Genomic DNA, 17223 nt, shown 5'->3' on the forward strand with positions numbered 1-17223 from the left:
CGCCGACATGTTTCAAATGTTATTGGACAGCAGCCTTAAAAACCGGCTGCTGGTACTACTCGGGGCGCTTATTTTGACCGTGTATGGGGCCTATACGCTGACCCAAACACCGGTTGATGTATTTCCCGATCTGAACAAACCAACGGTCACCGTGATTACTGAAGCCGGTGGTATGGCTTCGGAGGAGGTCGAACAATTAATTACGTTTCCTTTGGAAACAGCTTTGAACGGCCTTCCGGGAGTGGAGGTCATTCGCTCGGTATCCAGTGCCGGACTCTCGTTCATTTACGTGACATTCAATTGGGACACTGAGATTTATCGTGCGCGTCAAATGGTGTCTGAGCGGCTTTCCAGCCTGGAAGAATCCATTCCTGCTGGCGTGGCGCCGGTGATGGGGCCGGTTAGTTCGATCATGGGCGAAATCATGCAAATTGCCATACCGATTGATTCGAGCAAGACCACACCCATGCAAGTGCGCGAGTATGCTGATTGGGTGCTTCGGCCTAGATTGTTATCAATTCAAGGCGTGGCACAGGTGATCCCGATTGGTGGCGAAGTACGCCAGTTTCAGGTTCAACCAGATTTGCAGCGGATGGTGGATTTGGGCATTACGATTGAGGACCTGCAGCAGGCCTTGAGCGGTTTTGCATCCAATACATCGGGCGGATTTTTGGCGCTTAATGGCCGTGAGTACTTGATTCGAAACCTTGGAAGAACGTCCTCTTTGGAGGACCTTGCCAAGGTGGCTGTGGGTACAAAAGATGGTGTGCCGGTGCTGCTAAAGCAAGTTGCCAAGGTGGATTTTGCGGCCGCAGTTAAACGAGGTGATGCCGGGTTTGAAGGCAAACCCGCTGTAATTTTGGGCGTACAGAAGCAGCCAAGCGCCGACACCATTGCCTTGACCAAAAGGATTGAAGAAGCCCTGGTTTCCATGGGCAGCAGCTTGCCAGCCGGGATGGAAACACCACGTGTGACTTTCAGGCAGGCCAGTTTCATTGAAGCCTCAATTTCTACCCTGCAAGGAAAGCTGATTGGCGCTTCGATATTTGTGGCTGCTGTGCTGTTTTTCTTTTTGGGTACGATTCGCCCGACCGTAATTGCACTGGTTGCCATCCCCGTGTCTATTTTCATCACAGCACTGGTGTTTGAGTATTTCGGGCTGTCAATCAACACCATGACGCTTGGCGGTTTGGCCATTGCCATTGGTGGTTTGGTCGATGATGCCGTGGTAGACGTAGAAAATATTCTTCGCCGGTTGAAGGAACAACGGGCGAAACACCCTGGTGTTGCTTTCGACCTGGTGGGCCTTGTGCGCAAGGCATCGCTTGAAGTAAGAACAGGTATTGTGTACGCCACGGTGATTATTGTGTTGGTGTTCATCCCCTTGTTCGCTTTGCCTGGCATTGAAGGCAAGTTGTTTGTGCCCTTGGGCATTGCGTTTATCGTGTCTACCCTCGCATCGCTGGTGGTTTCTGTCACGGTGACACCCGTGTTGTCGTATTACCTGTTGCCTGGCATCAAGGATCTTGATCATGGCGATACTCGCGTCTTGGCTTGGTTAAAGTCCAAGTATCAGGTTGGCTTGTCTGGAGTGCTGAATAACCCGAAAGCGGCGATTTGGGCGGGTGTGATTGCGGTAATTGTTGCAGGCGCATCTGTACCATTTTTTGCTAAAACATTCCTTCCGCCTTTCAATGAAGGCACCTTGCTGATCGGTATGAGGTTAAATCCTGGCGTCACTTTGGATGAGTCCTCCAAATTGGCCTCTCAAGCGGAAGTGTTGCTCAAAGACATTCCAGAAATTACGCACATTGGACGGCGAAGTGGTCGTGCGGAGCTGGATGAACATGCTGAAGGTGTTCACGTGTCTGAACTGGATTTGGGTTTGATTCCCGCCGGTGACATGACACGCCCCATGGCGGAGTTACAAGCGGAAATACGCGAACGACTCCAGAACCTGCCAGCAGCCATTGCGGTGGGGCAGCCCATTTCACATCGCATTGATCACATGTTGTCTGGGGTGCGCTCGCAAATCGCGATCAAGGTATTTGGGGAAGACTTGGATACCTTGCGTGGAACCGCTGAAACTCTGCGCGCGGACCTATCAACAATTGATGGGCTGGTTGACCTTGAAGTTGAGAAGCAAGTACTCGCACCAGAGATCAAGGTGCGGATCAACTACGATGCTGCATCCCGGTATGGAGTGTCTTCATCGGAAGTGTTGCACTCTCTACAGGCTTTGATTGAGGGCGAGAAAATTACTCAGGTGGTTGAAGGCAACCGGCGTTTTGCCCTGGTTTTGAAACTGGCAGAAAAAGACCGCAGTTTGGAGCAACTCAAGACTCTACTGATACCGACCCCCTTGGGTGCAGTTCCGTTGTCTGTTTTGGCGGACATTGAAGATAGTGATGGTCCCAACCAGATCAGTCGGGACGACGGGAAACGGCGAATTGTGATTTCTGCCAACGCCCAAGGTAGAGCGCTTTCTGAAGTGGTTGAAGATATTCGCACCACAGTTGCAAATACTGATTTGCCGGAAGGTTATTTCATTACCTTGGGCGGCCAGTTTGAAGCACAAGAAGAAGCCACACGGTTGGTCGGTTTCTTGTCTATTATTTCCCTGGTCCTGATGTTTGCGGTGCTCTACAGCCGTTATCAGTCGGTGCGCTTGTCGGCCATCATCATGGGCAATATTCCATTGGCCATGGTGGGGGCGGTTCTTGGTTTGTGGTTATCTGGACAGCCTTTGTCAGTGGCTGCATTGATTGGTTTTATCACGCTTGCCGGTATTTCAGTTCGCAACGGCATTTTGAAGGTGAGCCACTACATCAACTTGATGCGATTCGAACACGAGCAGTTTACGCAGTCCATGATTGTGCGCGGATCGATGGAACGGTTAAGTCCCGTCTTAATGACTGCTTTGGTCACTGCATTTGCCTTGGCGCCGCTTCTGTTTGAAGCAGAGCGCCCGGGTACTGAAATTTTGCACCCGGTTGCAGTTGTAATTTTTGCTGGCCTGATCAGTTCAACCCTGCTGGATACCTTTTTAACGCCAGCATTGTTTTGGGTTTTTGGGCGCAAAGACGCGGAAAGGTTAATGGAGCAATCCGATGCTCAAGCATTGTAATTTTTTTAACGGAAAGGGGATGACGATGAAATCAATCAAATTGCTGACAACAAGTTTCGGTCTTGTTTTGGCCTTGAGTTCAGGCTTTGCTGTGGCACAGGAAAAAGATGAGCACAAACTTGAGCCCAAACATGGCGGTGTAGTGGTTGAAGCCAACCACATCGAGTATGAATTGGTGGTGAGGTCGGAAAATGTTCAATTGCATGCAAATGATCACGGCAAGGTGATTGACTTGAGCAAAGCCAAGGCCAAAGTGGTGTTTCTGGTGGCCGATCAAAAAATGGAAAGAACACTGGCTGGCCAGGGGGTGCTTTTGTCGGGTGAGGGTGTGGATTTGAAGGGATCTGGCTACACCGCAGTGGCCACAGTGGAATTCGCCAACAAGAAGAAAGCCACCGTTCGATTTAAAACAAACTGAGTTTGGGAAATGGAGCTGATCAAATTTTCTGCATTGTTTGCAGTGACGGCCGTTTCTGAAATTTTGGGCTGCTATTTGCCTTGGCTGATTCTGAAACAGGACAAGTCCCCATGGTTGTGGCTCCCGGCCATCGGGTTTCTTGTTTTATTTGCCTGGCTGTTGACTTTGCACCCTTCAGCTGCTGGCCGCACGTATGCCGCCTATGGCGGCATGTACATCAGCGTGGCTTTGCTCTGGCTTTACTGGATCGAGGGTATCAACTTAACCCGGTGGGATATTGCAGGTGCAGGGCTAGCCTTGGCAGGGATGGCAATCATCATGCTTCAGCCCAGGGTGTAGGTGTTTGGTAATCATCTTGCGGATGTTGCCGTATACACCTGAAGGCTACACAGGCAACCCATTTCTGCGCGGCTCAAGATTCAGATGAACAAAAGTATCAAAGGCGCATGTGAGTGAAATCACATGCGCCTTCAAGGGAAATCAACTCAAGGTTGATTGTTCAAATTAACTGGCGTCGCCTTCGGTCAGGTCTACGCCGTTGATCTTGCTGAGCACTTCAGCACGGCTGACAGTGGACTTTGATTCGGTTGCAATAACAGTCTCATCACCCGCTACTGGGTTGAATGTACCTGCTTGAACAGCTTGCTGGTAGTTGCGCTGTACTTCCTGGCGTGTAGCTTGGTCGCGCTGTGAATATTGTGCGACGTGGTCTGTTGCATCGCCATGGTTTGTAGGGCTGTTTGCAAAAGCGATTGCTGGAACAGTTGCTGAAAGGGCCAAAACAGAAGTGGCGATCAGGTTGCGTGCGTTCATGGTGTATCTCCTTGGATTGTAAAAATAAGGTACTGCGTTAAGTGTTTGCCTTTGCTTTATTGCGTTGGCATGAGTTGTACTTTACGCAGGTACGAATGACCAAGACCCCACATGAACATTACAAATTTGTAACAAAACTATTACGATTTAATGCATCCAGCGCATGCTGCGACGTGTACCTTGGCCTTCAAGCGGGTGACCAGCAAAAACAGCCCACCCAGTTTGCGGTGAATGAACAGGCAGTCAATGGGCGGGGCGTGCCAGAACTTTCGGTCTTCGCCCAGTTCAAAGCCTTTGTCGCGAATTCGCGCAGCCAGGTCGGTGTTGCCAAAATCAAAACAACCCTTGGTGCAAAAAGGCTCGCAGGCCAAATCCATCAAGTCAAGTACCAACTCCCTGTGGTGGGTTTGCGTGCTTGAATCGAAATAGCCAATGCGGGTCGCGGCCTTTTCCATCAGGCTGCGGCTGCCTGCCTGTGCAGCTTTCATCACGTCCACATAACCGTCCACCAATTCTTCATCAAAACTACGGGTGGCGCCAAAATCAAGCAACACCACTCGGCCTGTTTTGGGGTTGTAGCGGTAGTTCGCAAAATTCGGGTCAGTTTGCATCAAGCGCATGCCCAGCAATTCCTTGAACAACAATTCGAACAGCATGGTGGCAATTTTGTCGCGAACCGGTTGGGTAGCGTGCGCCATTTGTTCGATCGGTAGGCCTTCCACATAACGCATGGCCAATATGCCGCGTGTGGTTAAGCGGGTATTGACCGTGGGAACTTCAAACCGTTCGTCTTCGCCCAGTGCTTCGGTGTATTTCGCGATGTACTCAGCTTCCCGCAAGTAATCTGCCTCTTCATGCAACTGCTTCTTTGCTTCAGCAAGCAGTGCGGCTAAATCGAATGTTTTGGGTACCAAGCCCGTGAAGCGCAAAATGGTGGCCACATTGTCGATGTCGCTGTCGATGCTGTCGCGCACACCCGGGTACTGAATTTTGATGGCGAGTTTTTCACCATCCAGTGAAATGGCCTCATGCACCTGCCCAATTGATGCGGCGGCAATCGGCGTCAGGTTAAATTCGCGCACCCTCTCGCGCCAGTTCTCGCCCCATTCTTTTTCCAGCACGGCGAGCAGTTGTTTGCGAGGCATGTGTTTGGCGTCTTGCCGAAGCCTGGCCATAATTTCAGCCAATTGGGGTGGCAGCATGTCGCCTGCATCCATCGACACAAGTTGGCCCAACTTCATGGCTGCACCCCGAAGTTGAGCCAACTGATCGGCCACGCGCAGGGCGTTTTTGGGGGTCAGCAAGAGGCTGCTCAGCTTGGGCCGTTTTCCCTGTGCCAATTGTTTGGTGCCGTTTTTAACCACCGAGCCGGCAACTGTGGTGGCCAGGGCGCCAAACCGGCTTAAACGCGCGAAGCGCCCCGAAGGCACAGCGGATTCGTTTGAATGGTTAAAGGCGGGAGGTTTTTTGATGGACGACATGCGGAGGACTGCTTTGAAGCAACTGTGGACTTCATCTTAAAACAAAAGGCGCCTGTGCGGGGAATCACAGGCGCCCTTTGAAAACCGGCAAACTACCCGGTTTTTGGCAATTAGCTGGCATCACCTTCGGTCAGGTCAACACCCTTGATCTTGCTCAGCACTTCGGCACGGGTAGTCGTGGAAGCTGTTGTTTGCACTGGCTCACTGGCATCCCCAGCCACAGGGCTGAATTCACCGGTTTGTACTGCTTTCTGATATTCATTCAACACAGCTTGGCGTGTAGCTTGGTTACGCGGACTTTCGGCTGCCACTACGTGGCTGGTGCCATCGCCTTGCTGAGTTGCTGGGTTGGCCATGACCACGGCTGGTACAGATGCTGAAATGGCCAATACGGAGGTAGCGATCAATTGACGTGCGTTCATGGTAAATCTCCTTTTGAGGTACTTCACTAAGTTTTGCCGTTGCGTTATTGCGTTGGCATGAGTCGTACTTTACGCAGCCTCGAATTACCAAGTGCCCACAGGCACATTACAAATTTGTAATTTAAAAATATCGGCCCAGCTTCTATACTGCGTGTTGTGTGTACTTGGCCGCAGCGGTGCAGTTTCGATGAAAATTCTGGTGATTGAAGACGAAAAAAAACTGGCCAGCTACCTTCAAAAAGGGCTGAGTTCGGAAGGCTTTGTGGTGGATGTTGCCCACAACGGCATTGACGGTTTGCACCTGGCCACCGAGGGCCATTACGAACTCATTATTCTGGATGGCATGTTGCCCGACCTGGATGGCTTGGGCGTTTTGGCCGCCTTGCGCCAAACCATGAACATTCCCGTACTTATGCTCACGGCCCGTTCCATGGTTGAAGACCGTGTGAAAGGTTTGCAGGCGGGTGCCGACGATTACCTGACCAAGCCTTTCGCTTTCTCTGAATTGGTGGCCCGTGTGCATGCATTGGCCCGCCGTGCGCAAGGCCAACCCAGTGCCACTGCCGACAGCAGCCACCTCGGCCTGGCGGATCTTGAACTGGACGCAGTAAAGCGCCAGGCCAAGCGGGCTGGGCAAGACTTGCGTTTGACCGCCAAAGAATTCAGCCTGTTGTGGTTGCTGTTGCGCCGAAAAGGCGAGGTGCTTTCGCGCACCGAGTTGGCAGAACTCGTGTGGGACATGCACTTTGACAGTGAAACGAATGTGGTAGATGTGGCGGTGCGGCGCTTGCGCAGCAAAATGGACGAACCTTTTGACCAGCCTTTGTTGCACACGGTGCGTGGCATGGGCTATGTGCTGGAACAACGTGCGGTGGTTGAGCAGGCCAATGAGCAGGCCGTAGGGGACCTTCCATCGTGAGGCGTTCAATAGCAAGGCGATCTTCATTGCAAATGTCGATACTCAGTATTCTGGGTGTGGGCATTATCGCCATCATCAGTTACCAGGCCATTTGCATGTGGCAAGACATGCGGCATCAGGACACTCTCAGTCGCGCGGCTTCCAGCGTTGAACAGGTGCTGGCCCGCAACAGCGAACTTTTGCCCACTGAAATGTGGAGCCGGGTGGATGAATTGCTGTTAAGCCTTGGCAATGTGCGTGCAAAAGTGCACGGAGAAAACGGGCAAGTGCTATATGGCCCGCAGTTGTTGTTAAGCCAGGTGAAGCACAAAGTAAGCTACATGCACCCCTTGAACGGACTGGGCGGCAGCATGCCCATGCGAGATCTAGAATTGGCCATGGATGTGTCTGAAGACAAACGTTTTTTGAAGTTTATTGCTTTGCTGTTTACGGCGGTTACAGTGGTTTGGGGATTTTTCATCATGCTGTTGAGCGGCACACTGGCCCGGTTTGAATTGAAACCCCTGAACAAGTTTGGTCGAAAAATTGCGGACTTTGATCCTTCAGATGTCAACGCCAGAATCAAAAGCGACCATGAACCCGAAGAGCTTTACCCGGTTATTGAGCAGTTCAACAAGTTGATGGGCAAGGTAGGGCAGTATCAGGAACAGTTGCGATCGTTTAACTCCAATGTGGCACACGAGTTGAACACGCCTTTGTCCAGCCTTACCGTAAGCCACGAGTTGTTGTTGCGCGAGAAGAACCCCGATCCGGAGCATTTGAAAGAAGCCTTGCACAGCCACCTTGAAGAACTGCAACGCATGAACCGCATTATTCAAAGCATGCTGTTTTTGTCGCATGCCAGCCAGGGTCAGTACAACGATTTTCGCTGGGTTGAAAAGTTGAGTGAACCAGTGATGACGGTGATGGACTACATGGAGGCCATGCTGGAGGAAAAGCATTTGCACTTTGAATTGCACGGCGATGCTTCAGCACGCATTGATTCCGAATTGGTCAAGCGGGCTTTGTCCAACCTCGTGTCCAATGCCATTCGCTATGCCGAAGAGGGCAGCACAATTCACATTCACATTGAACCTGCGCATACCAGTAGCTTGGTCAACGTTACCGTGAGCAACAAAGGCGTGTGTATTCCCGAGCGTAGCGTGCCTCATTTGTTTGAGCCTTTTTACCGGGTGGATCAATCACGCAATGAAAGTGGGCATAACCATGGTTTGGGCTTGGCAATTGTGGCTGCCATTGCCCGTTTGCATGGGGGTGAACCCTTTGCCCAGTGCGATGGGGAATGGGTACGCATCGGGTTTTCAGTGAAACAATAACGAGCTGGATCAAGTCGCCTGGAGGCCAAGCTAGGGGTAAATCAGTGGCATCGGTGTACAATTTCGACACCAAAATAAAAGTCGCCTTTGCTGGCCGTATTGATCAGGAACAACACCATGTGGCGCAATATTTTCAATCCGCAAAACCGTTGGATAGCGGGTGTTTCTGCGTTCCTTATGCTTTTGGCCAACGGTAGTTTTACAAGCCGCTTGATGCAAGCCTATCCCCTCTTCGATGGCAATGTGTTGTTTGTTGCATCCGTATTTTTGTTGTTTACCCTCGCCACCACTTTGTTGTTGGTATGGTTGTGCCATGGGCGTGCAGCGCCTTGGGTATTGGCTTTTTATTTGATTGCTTCAAGCATGGCGGCGTATTTCATGTCGACCTACGGCACGGTGATTGACCAAACCATGCTGGAAAACACCTTGCAAACCAATGCGGCCGAGGCAGGCGACCTGTTTTCGATTTCCATGCTGTTGTACTTGTTGGTTCTGGGTGTGTTACCTGCCTGGTATGTGCTGCGGCGCATGCCCAGGGCAAAGGGCCTTGCAACAGAACTTCGCGCCAAGGCATTGTTCAGTGTGTGTTTGCTGGCAGGCATGGTGTTGTTGATTGTGCCTTTTACCTCCCAATACGCTTCATTTTTCCGTGAACACAAAAGCCTGCGCTTTTACGCCAACCCCACGTATTTCACCTACTCAGCCATTCGCTTGGCCAGCAGCAAAATCAAAGGCAGTGCTGGCCCCGTGGTGGTGCAGGCAGTGGCGCCAGACGCTGCATTGAATGATGAACCCCCGCTGCACCCCAAGGAACTGATTGTTTTGGTGGTGGGCGAAACGGCGCGTGCCGACCGGTTTGCACTGAATGGCTACACCAAGCCCACCAACCCCATGTTGGACAAAGAAGATGTGGTTTCTCTGGGCAATGTTACTTCCTGCGGTACATCAACCGCCGTGTCGGTGCCCTGCATGTTTTCACTGGCTGGGCACGATGGCTTCGATGGTGATAAAGTCAATCAATTCGAGAACGTGCTGGATGTGCTGAAACGCCAGGGCGTTGAAATTTTGTGGCGCGACAACAATTCCGATTCCAAAGGCGTTGCCCTTCGTTTGCCCTACGAGAATTTTCGCGACCCGGCCATCAACCCGGTTTGCGATTCTGAATGCCGAGACGCCGGCATGCTGGTTGGGCTTGAAGACCACATACGAAAACACCCCGGTAAAGACCTGTTGATTGTGTTGCATCAAATGGGCAACCATGGCCCCGCTTACTACAAACGCTACCCGCCAGAGTTTGAGCGGTTTACGCCTGTGTGCAAAACCAATGAATTGTCAAAATGCACCGACGAGGAAATCAACAACGCCTACGACAATGCAATTTCGTACACAGATCATTTTTTGGCGCAAACCATTGCTTTGCTGAAAAAATTCGACTCAAGCCATGAAACTGCAATGCTTTACGTGAGCGACCACGGCGAGTCCCTGGGTGAGCAAGGCATGTATTTGCATGGCGCACCGTATGTGTTTTCGCCCAGGGAACAAACCCATGTGGCTTCGGTGTTGTGGTTTGGAAAAAACTTTGACTACCGTACTGACGACTTGAGGCTGGTCAAGGATTATCCTTTCACGCACGACGACTTGTTCTGCGCACTTATGTTGACTTTCGAGGTTGAAAGTGGCGTTTGCACGCAGCGCACCAATGCTTTGAAAGCTCATTTTGAGCAGCAAGGGCAAACAAGGTAACACCCCAGCAAAGCCATGTTGTGGCCAGTACATGGCTTACAAAATGGGCACCCTTGGCAATTTGCACGCCGCCAGCCAGCCCACCCATCAACAGCACCGCGATGGTCATTGTGCTGCGGTGTTGCCTCAACCACGGCATTGGGCTGTACAACAACACAATCCACATGAATGCGGTGGATGCGTGCCCGCTGGGAAAGCATTTTCCGGGTCCCGGGTTCGCAACAACACGGGTGTTTTGAAACAATCGGAAATAATCGGCTGTTCCGCCGTACAGCTTCAAATCCCAAGGGCAACTGTGCACGGACTGGGCCTTCAGTATGCTGACCACCAGTGCGGTCAGCAAGCTGACCAGCAGAATAAAAACAATTGCTCCCCCATATTTCAGCCTGAAAGGTTTTAAGCACAACAGAAAACCAAAACCCAGCCAAATGCCAGCCGCAAGCCAACGCAAACCATCGTGTAGAAGAAGGCCAAGCCACTGGTTTTGTTTCAATGGAAAATTCGCTGCCTGCGGATCAAAAAATACATTCGAAATGGCCTGGTCCCAGCCCGTGTAGCGGTTAAGAAAAACAATGAACAGACCTAGCAGTGCCCAGGCTGCCCAGTGGTGAATTCGGGTTGGGTTTTCAAACAGCAAATTGATCTCCTGGCCCTGAGAGGGTAGCCACACTACACCGGGTTGATGCGATAAGAGCAGTTTAACCGGCTCGCTGGGGCCGAGAAAGAGGGATTCCGGGAAGTTTCAAAAACTCATCGATGCAGAAACGCATCTAATGTTGCGCTAAGTTTGCATGGGCAAAGTAGGAACTGTCACAAGCAAACCTGCTTGATTGACTTTCAACTACGGGGTGAAATTATGAAACAGAGAAAATTGTTTACCGCCCTGATTGTAACCGCAAGCGCGATTGCCGGGGGAAGCCTCGCATATGCCAGCAACAACCCGGCAGACCTGGGCGCTTCATGGTGAGCCGGTGTAGCTGTGTTCTCCACTTGCATCGCTACACGGTGTAGCCTCAAGCTGAATGGTGGTGTGGTGCAAGTCAAACCGGTTTGCTAGCATGGTGCGAATTTGTTGAAGCAAATCAGTCCAATCCACCTCCCGGTGCTGGCATACCACATGAACTGACAAGCTGGACTTGCCGCTGGAAATGGACCACACATGCAAATCATGAATGCTGTCCACGCCCCAGTGACTTGACAGTGCCTGCTTGATCTCGTCAATGTTCAAATGTTCCGGTGTGCCCTCCAGCAAAATATGTGTGCTTTGTTTTAACAGGGCCCACGCACGTGGCAGCACCCAAAGCCCGATGCCCACGGCAATTACGGAGTCGATCCAGCCCCAACCCGTCCATCGAATCAACAAGGCACCCACGATCACGCCCACAGATCCCAGCATGTCGCCCCACACCTCCAGGTAGGCACCCTTCATATTCAGATTGTCGTCTTTCGAGCCGCTCAGGATTTTCATGCAGATCAAATTCACAAGCAGGCCAAGTGAGGCAACAATCAGCATCACGTTCGACTGAATATCGGGTGGATTCGATATTCGCAGGTACGCCTCTATCAGAATGTAAATGGCCACCCCGAACAGCAGAATGGCATTGACAGCAGCCGCCAGAATTTCGAAACGGTGGTAGCCAAATGTACGTTTTGAATCAGCCGCGCGTTTTCCAATTTGAATGGCTGCCAAGGAAATGGCCAACGCCGCAGAGTCGGTGAACATGTGTGCCGCATCGGAAATCAAAGCCAGGCTGTTGGTAAATATGCCGCCCACAACTTCGGCCACCATGAAGCTGGTGGTGAGTATCAAGGTGATCCACAGCGGTTTTTCGTATCCTTCTACTTTCACATCATGGGAATGTCCTGCGCCCATATTGTCTACCCCTTATTTAAACCAAAGTTGAACACCAAAACCCGCTGCCACTTTCACTGTTATGGCGAAGCAAACCAGAGTAAGCAATGCGCTGCCCGCCAGCGAGAACACAAACCCCACCTTGGGCAACAGCCAGGGGAAGGCCAAAAACATGGGCAGGGTGGGCAGCACATACCAGAATGTCAGGTAGGCGTGGTTGGCAATTTTTTCCTGCGGTGCCTTTTCAACAGCAAGCCAAATCAGCGTCAGCACCGTGACCATGGGCAACGCTGCGATCAACGCGCCCAGTTTGTCACTGCGCTTGGCCACTTCGGAAATAAGGACCACCAGGCCTGCGGTGGTCAGGTACTTCGAAATAATCCAGCCCATGTTGCTAGCCTATGTGTTGTAAGCAGGTTTTGCTTGTTGATCAGTAACGTTCATTTCCTCTTCCTTGCGGTGGGTCAACCGGTAAAGAATGGGAAGCACCAGCAGGGTAAGGGCGGTTGATGACAGAATTCCCCCGATTACTACTGTGGCCAGGGGCCGTTGAACCTCAGCGCCGGTACCCGTGGCAATCGCCATCGGAATAAAGCCAAGTGAAGCCACCAGCGCGGTCATCAGCACCGGGCGAAGCCGTGTCATGGCACCGTCATGAATGGCCTTGTCTAAGGGCATGCCCTCCTCGCGCAGGCTGCGGATAAATGAAATCATCACCAGCCCGTTCAGCACCGCCACACCAGAAAGTGCAATGAAGCCCACCCCCGCTGAAATTGACAATGGAATGTCGCGCAACCACAAGGCCAAAATACCGCCAGTCAATGCAAACGGTACACCCGTGAACACAATCAAACCATCCCGAACGTTGTTGAACATGATGAACAACAACAGGAATACCAGAAACAGTGACAGCGGAACTACAATTTGCAGTCGTTTGGAGGCCGATTGCAACTGTTCAAACGTACCCCCCCAGCTGATCCAGTTGCCTGCTGGTACTTTCACCTTCTGCTGAATCTGGCTTTGAGCATCGGCCACAAATGAACCAATGTCGCGGCCACGCACGTTGGCGGTTACCACCACGCGGCGCTTGCCATTTTCCCGGCTGATTTGGTTTGGCCCGGGTGCGATGTCCAGGCTTGCCACATCGCCCAGTTGAACAAACAGGGGCATGTCGCTGCCAGCCGTACTGCCTGGCAACTGAATGGGCAGCCGCGCAATGGCCTGCAGGTCGTTTCGCAGCGCTTCGGGCAAGCGCACGGTGATGTCAAACCTGCGATCGCCCTGAAACAGCACACCTGCTTCCTGCCCGCCAACGGCCATGGCAACGGTGTTTTGAACATCGGTCACGTTGATGCCAAACCGTGCAGTTTTTTCGCGATCAATTTGAACGGTCAGCATGGGCAGGCCCGTGGTTTGTTCTACTTTCACGTCTGCTGCGCCATCGACTTTTTCCAGCACTTCGGAAATTTCTCCGGCCACGGTATTCAGTGTGTCCAGGTCATCACCAAATACTTTCACAGCCACATCACTTCGCACACCCGACAATAATTCATTGAATCGCATTTGAATGGGCTGGGTGAATTCATAGTTGTTGCCTGGTATTTTCATGACAGCGGTTTGCATGGCTTCCACCAGGTCGGTTTTGCTGCGGCTGGGGTCTGGCCATTCCGAGGTGGGTTTCAGCATCACGAAATTGTCTGCCACGTTTGGTGGCATTGGGTCGGTTGCAATTTCGGCCGTGCCAATTTTGGCAAATACACGGTCCACCTCAGGAAACTGCTTGATTGTTTTTTCCAGTTCAGTTTGCATGCCAATGGCCTGGCTCAAGCTGGTGCCCGGAATACGCAGGGCATGCAAGGCAATGTCGCCTTCATTCAAGCTGGGCACAAATTCGCTGCCCATGCGGGTTGCCAGCAAACCCGATAAAACCACCAACACCACGGCAATTGAAAGCACCACCGGTTTGTTGGCCATGGACTTGACCAGTGCGGGTTCGTATCCACGCTTTGCCCACGTCATGATGCGGTTTTCTTTCTCGCTGACATTGTTGGTGATCAATAAAGCCACCGCTGCCGGAATGAAGGTGATCGAGAGAATCATGGCACCCAGCAGTGCCGCCACCACGGTGAAGGCCATGGGGTGGAACATTTTTCCTTCCACACCGGTGAGCGCAAAAATGGGCAGGTAAACCACCATGATGATGAGTTGGCCGAACAGCAGGGATCGTCGCGCTTCCTTGGAGGCCAGAAACACTTCATGAAAGCGTTCCTTGCGCGTGAGTGTTCGCCCCGCTTTGGTTTGTGCATGGGCCAAGCGGCGCACACAGTTTTCAACAATGACCACGGCACCGTCAATGATGATGCCGAAATCCAGTGCGCCCAGGCTCATCAAGTTGGCACTAACCCCGTTATTGACCATGCCAAAAAACGTGAACAGCATGGACAGTGGAATTACCATCGCCGTGATGATGGCCGCGCGAATATTGCCCAGAAAAAGAAACAGGATTGCAATTACCAGAATGGCGCCTTCAATCAGGTTTTTTTTCACGGTGTTGATGGCTTTGTCCACCAGCACCGTGCGGTCGTAAACGGTTTGCGCAACTACCCCTTCCGGCAGGTTCCGGTTTACTTCTTCCAGTTTTTTTGACACCGCTTGCGACACCACGCGACTGTTTTCACCAATCAGCATGAACACCGTGCCCAGCACCACCTCTCTGCCATTTTCTGTGGCGGCACCGGTGCGAAGTTCTTTGCCAATGTAAACCTGCGCAACATCTTTAATGCGAATGGGCACACCGGCGCGGTTTGACACAATCACGTTTTCAATGTCGGCAATGTTGTTGAGCTGACCCGGCGCACGGATCAAATACTGTTCACCCCGTTTCTCAATGTAACCAGCGCCCACATTGCTGTTGTTTTGTTCAACAGCCCGCAACAAGTCCTTCAGCGAAATACCCTGTGCAACCAGTTTGTCGGGCGAGGGTGCAATCTGGAATTCCTTGGCATAGCCGCCAATGGTGTTGATCTCGGTGACGCCGGGCACATTGCGTAGTTGGGGCTTGATGATCCAGTCCTGAATTTCCCGAAGATCCGTGGGGGTGTAGGGTGTGCCATCTTCTTTCAAAGCCCCTTCTTTGGTTTCCACGGTCCACATGAAAATTTCACCCAAACCCGTGGAAATTGGCCCCATCGCGGGATCGATTCCGGCGGGCAGTTGCCCCTTGGTTTGCTGAATGCGTTCATTGACCAGTTGGCGTGCGAAATAAATGTCGGTGCCTTCCTTGAAAATCACGGTGACCTGCGACAGGCCGTAGCGTGAAATGGAACGGGTTTCCTGCAGGCCGGGTAAACCGGCCATCACAGTTTCAATGGGAAAGGTAATGCGCTGTTCAGACTCCAGCGGCGAGTAGCCTGGTGCGGAGGTGTTGATTTGAACCTGAACGTTGGTAATGTCGGGTACAGCGTCTATTGGCAATTTTTGATAACTGTAAATACCCAGGGCAATCAGGCCCACGGTTCCCAGCATCACAAACCATCGTTGTTCGATGGCGAAACGGATTATTTTTTCAAACATGATTCGGTACTTCCTCTGTTTGCGTGCATTGGCAAAGGGTGGTGCAGATGTGGGCAAGCGTTGAATCAATGGTCATGGCTTGCCCCTGATTTGCCGATATCCGCCTTGATCAGGAAGCTGTTGGTTGCCGCGTATTGCTCACCCGCGTCCAGGCCGCCCAACACTTCAACGGTTTTGCCATCGCTGCGGCCCAGTTCAACCGGGCGTGCCTCAAACTGTTGGCCATAGCGACCAAACACGGCCGGTCCATCCAGAATGGTTTGAAGGGCTTCGGTTGAAATGGCAACCGGTACTTCACTTTCCTCGGCCACCAGTTCAACTTTCACTGGCAGCCCGGGACGCCACACAGAATCGGGGTTCGGCAACACAATGCGTGCAGTGGCGGTGCGGGTTTGTTCACCCACCAGGGAACCCACATACGCCACTTTGCCCACGCTTTCCGATTCAAATGCCGTGGCCTTTATGGTGGCTTGCTGGCCCACTTTCACTGTATTCAGGTCTTTGGGGTAAATCGTCATTTCGGCCCACACGGTGGACAAATCGGCCACCGTGAAAATATTGGCGTCTTCCTTCAACGCCTGCCCCAAAGCAATGTTTTTTTCCACCACGGTGCCTGATATCGGTGACCGAATTTCATAGCGGGTCAGTTGGCTTCCAATGGTGGCGCCGCCATTGATCGAGGCGAGCTTTTGTCGTGCGTTCAGCACTGCAATTTCAGCCTCTTGCTTGGTATTGCGCGCTTGCAGATAATCTTGCTCGGCTGAAATTTTGTCTTCCCACAGTTTCTTTTCCCGCTCGAATGTGGTGTTGGCCAATGCCAGGCGTTTTTGCGCTGCCAGCAACTCGGTTCGCTGGTCTGCCAGGGTTTGGCTGGAAATTACGGCCAGCACTTGTCCCTTTTTAACCTGATCACCCGCGTTCACGGGGGCAGATTCCACAATGCCACTCAAGCGTGGCACCACGCGTACCGTGTTGTCGCTGTTGAACTGGATTTCGCCGATCAATTCAATGCTGCTTTTGATTTTGGCCGGGCCGGCTGTGGCCAGTTCAATGCCGCTTTGTTTCATTTGCTCGGCGCTCATGTCGATTCGGAACTCGATCTGGTCATAAGCGAAGCGGTATTGCTTGCCTTGGTGTTGCGCATTCACGGCAACACGGAATGAATGGGGCTCAAACACTACGGCATCGCCGCGCAAAAAATTGTTTGCAGGTGCAAAGTTGATGGTTTGCGGCTTTCGACCCAAGCGCTCAAGTTCAATACTTGCCTTGGTGGCCTCGGGGGGCAGCAAGGCGTTGTCTTTGTAGGTGTAAATTCTGAACTCGGGGTCTACACCGTCCTCAAAAATGGTCACCTCGACCCCGTAGCCGTCTTGCGCGAAATACTTGCCCCCTTTGGGTCCTTTGACAGGTTCATTGGGGTTGGCTTGTTCAAGTTGTGTGCCATTGGTTTGCCCAGGCTGGGAATTGCCTGTGGTTAAAATAAGGGCTGGCAGCAGGGCACCCACTGCAACAAGCAGGGCGATGGAAATGATTTGTTTCTTGCTGAAATTGCGTTTCAT

The 17223-nt window shown here is 52.0% G+C and carries 15 protein-coding genes; 7 read left to right on the forward strand and 8 right to left on the reverse strand.

Annotation, left to right across the window (positions count from 1 at the left end; all coding sequences use genetic code 11):
* Positions 1-7 precede the first annotated feature (7 nt).
* Genes HKT17_RS00555 through HKT17_RS00565 form a run of 3 tightly spaced genes read left to right on the forward strand, consistent with a single transcriptional unit; the run spans position 8 to position 3884 of the window.
* Positions 8-3127 carry an efflux RND transporter permease subunit gene (locus HKT17_RS00555; protein WP_171097016.1) on the forward strand — a complete coding sequence of 1040 codons (3120 nt, stop codon included), beginning with the start codon at positions 8-10 and terminating at the stop codon, positions 3125-3127.
* 25 nt (positions 3128-3152) lie between these two features.
* On the forward strand, positions 3153-3545 hold the full coding sequence (locus tag HKT17_RS00560) for a hypothetical protein (RefSeq protein ID WP_240965866.1): 393 nt from the start codon (positions 3153-3155) through the stop codon (positions 3543-3545).
* Positions 3546-3554: 9 nt separating this feature from the next.
* On the forward strand, positions 3555-3884 hold the full coding sequence (locus HKT17_RS00565) for a YnfA family protein (RefSeq protein WP_171097020.1): 330 nt from the start codon (positions 3555-3557) through the stop codon (positions 3882-3884).
* A 165-nt stretch (positions 3885-4049) separates the two neighbouring features.
* Here HKT17_RS00565 and HKT17_RS00570 read toward each other — a convergent pair whose 3' ends face one another.
* The 3 genes from HKT17_RS00570 to HKT17_RS00580 form a co-directional block, all read right to left on the reverse strand.
* Positions 4050-4358, reverse strand: coding sequence for a DUF4148 domain-containing protein (locus HKT17_RS00570; protein ID WP_171097021.1), 309 nt, complete (start codon positions 4356-4358; stop codon positions 4050-4052).
* 140 nt (positions 4359-4498) lie between these two features.
* Entirely contained in the window at positions 4499-5839 is a 1341-nt protein-coding gene (locus HKT17_RS00575) for an ABC1 kinase family protein (protein WP_171097023.1), read from the reverse strand.
* A gap of 110 nt (positions 5840-5949) precedes the next feature.
* On the reverse strand, positions 5950-6261 hold the full coding sequence (locus tag HKT17_RS00580) for a hypothetical protein (protein WP_171097025.1): 312 nt from the start codon (positions 6259-6261) through the stop codon (positions 5950-5952).
* A gap of 187 nt (positions 6262-6448) precedes the next feature.
* On the opposite strand from HKT17_RS00580, the gene HKT17_RS00585 reads away from it, so the two are divergent.
* The 3 genes from HKT17_RS00585 to HKT17_RS00595 all read left to right on the forward strand — a co-directional run bounded on the left by HKT17_RS00585 (position 6449) and on the right by HKT17_RS00595 (position 10239).
* Positions 6449-7180, forward strand: a complete 732-nt coding sequence (locus tag HKT17_RS00585) for a heavy metal response regulator transcription factor (RefSeq protein ID WP_171097028.1) — start codon at positions 6449-6451, stop codon at positions 7178-7180.
* A gap of 32 nt (positions 7181-7212) precedes the next feature.
* The gene (locus HKT17_RS00590) at positions 7213-8496 is read left to right on the forward strand and encodes an ATP-binding protein (protein WP_171097030.1); all 1284 of its coding nucleotides are present in this window, start codon (positions 7213-7215) and stop codon (positions 8494-8496) included.
* A gap of 117 nt (positions 8497-8613) precedes the next feature.
* The gene (locus tag HKT17_RS00595) at positions 8614-10239 is read left to right on the forward strand and encodes a phosphoethanolamine transferase (RefSeq protein WP_171097032.1); all 1626 of its coding nucleotides are present in this window, start codon (positions 8614-8616) and stop codon (positions 10237-10239) included.
* Here HKT17_RS00595 and HKT17_RS00600 read toward each other — a convergent pair.
* On the reverse strand, positions 10148-10909 hold the full coding sequence (locus tag HKT17_RS00600) for a phosphatase PAP2 family protein (RefSeq protein WP_205882466.1): 762 nt from the start codon (positions 10907-10909) through the stop codon (positions 10148-10150). The genes HKT17_RS00595 and HKT17_RS00600 overlap by 92 nt on opposite strands.
* Positions 10910-11095: 186 nt before the next feature.
* Here HKT17_RS00600 and HKT17_RS15570 point away from each other — a divergent pair, with 186 nt between their 5' ends.
* Positions 11096-11206 carry an MICOS complex subunit MIC60 gene (locus HKT17_RS15570; protein ID WP_240605654.1) on the forward strand — a complete coding sequence of 37 codons (111 nt, stop codon included), beginning with the start codon at positions 11096-11098 and terminating at the stop codon, positions 11204-11206.
* Here the strand turns inward: HKT17_RS15570 and HKT17_RS00605 are convergent.
* The 4 genes from HKT17_RS00605 to HKT17_RS00620 form a co-directional block, all read right to left on the reverse strand.
* Positions 11198-12112 carry a cation diffusion facilitator family transporter gene (locus HKT17_RS00605; RefSeq protein WP_240965870.1) on the reverse strand — a complete coding sequence of 305 codons (915 nt, stop codon included), beginning with the start codon at positions 12110-12112 and terminating at the stop codon, positions 11198-11200. The two genes, HKT17_RS15570 and HKT17_RS00605, sit on opposite strands and share 9 nt — an antisense overlap.
* Before the next feature lie 12 nt (positions 12113-12124).
* Complete coding sequence (locus HKT17_RS00610; RefSeq protein ID WP_171097037.1) at positions 12125-12481, reverse strand: DUF3147 family protein; 357 nt, start codon at positions 12479-12481, stop codon at positions 12125-12127.
* 9 nt (positions 12482-12490) lie between these two features.
* Positions 12491-15664, reverse strand: coding sequence for an efflux RND transporter permease subunit (locus HKT17_RS00615; RefSeq protein ID WP_171097039.1), 3174 nt, complete (start codon positions 15662-15664; stop codon positions 12491-12493).
* Positions 15665-15729: 65 nt separating this feature from the next.
* On the reverse strand, positions 15730-17223 hold the full coding sequence (locus tag HKT17_RS00620) for an efflux RND transporter periplasmic adaptor subunit (protein WP_171097041.1): 1494 nt from the start codon (positions 17221-17223) through the stop codon (positions 15730-15732).

The organism is Limnobacter sp. SAORIC-580 (assembly GCF_013004065.1).
GTDB lineage: Bacteria > Pseudomonadota > Gammaproteobacteria > Burkholderiales > Burkholderiaceae_B > Limnobacter > Limnobacter profundi.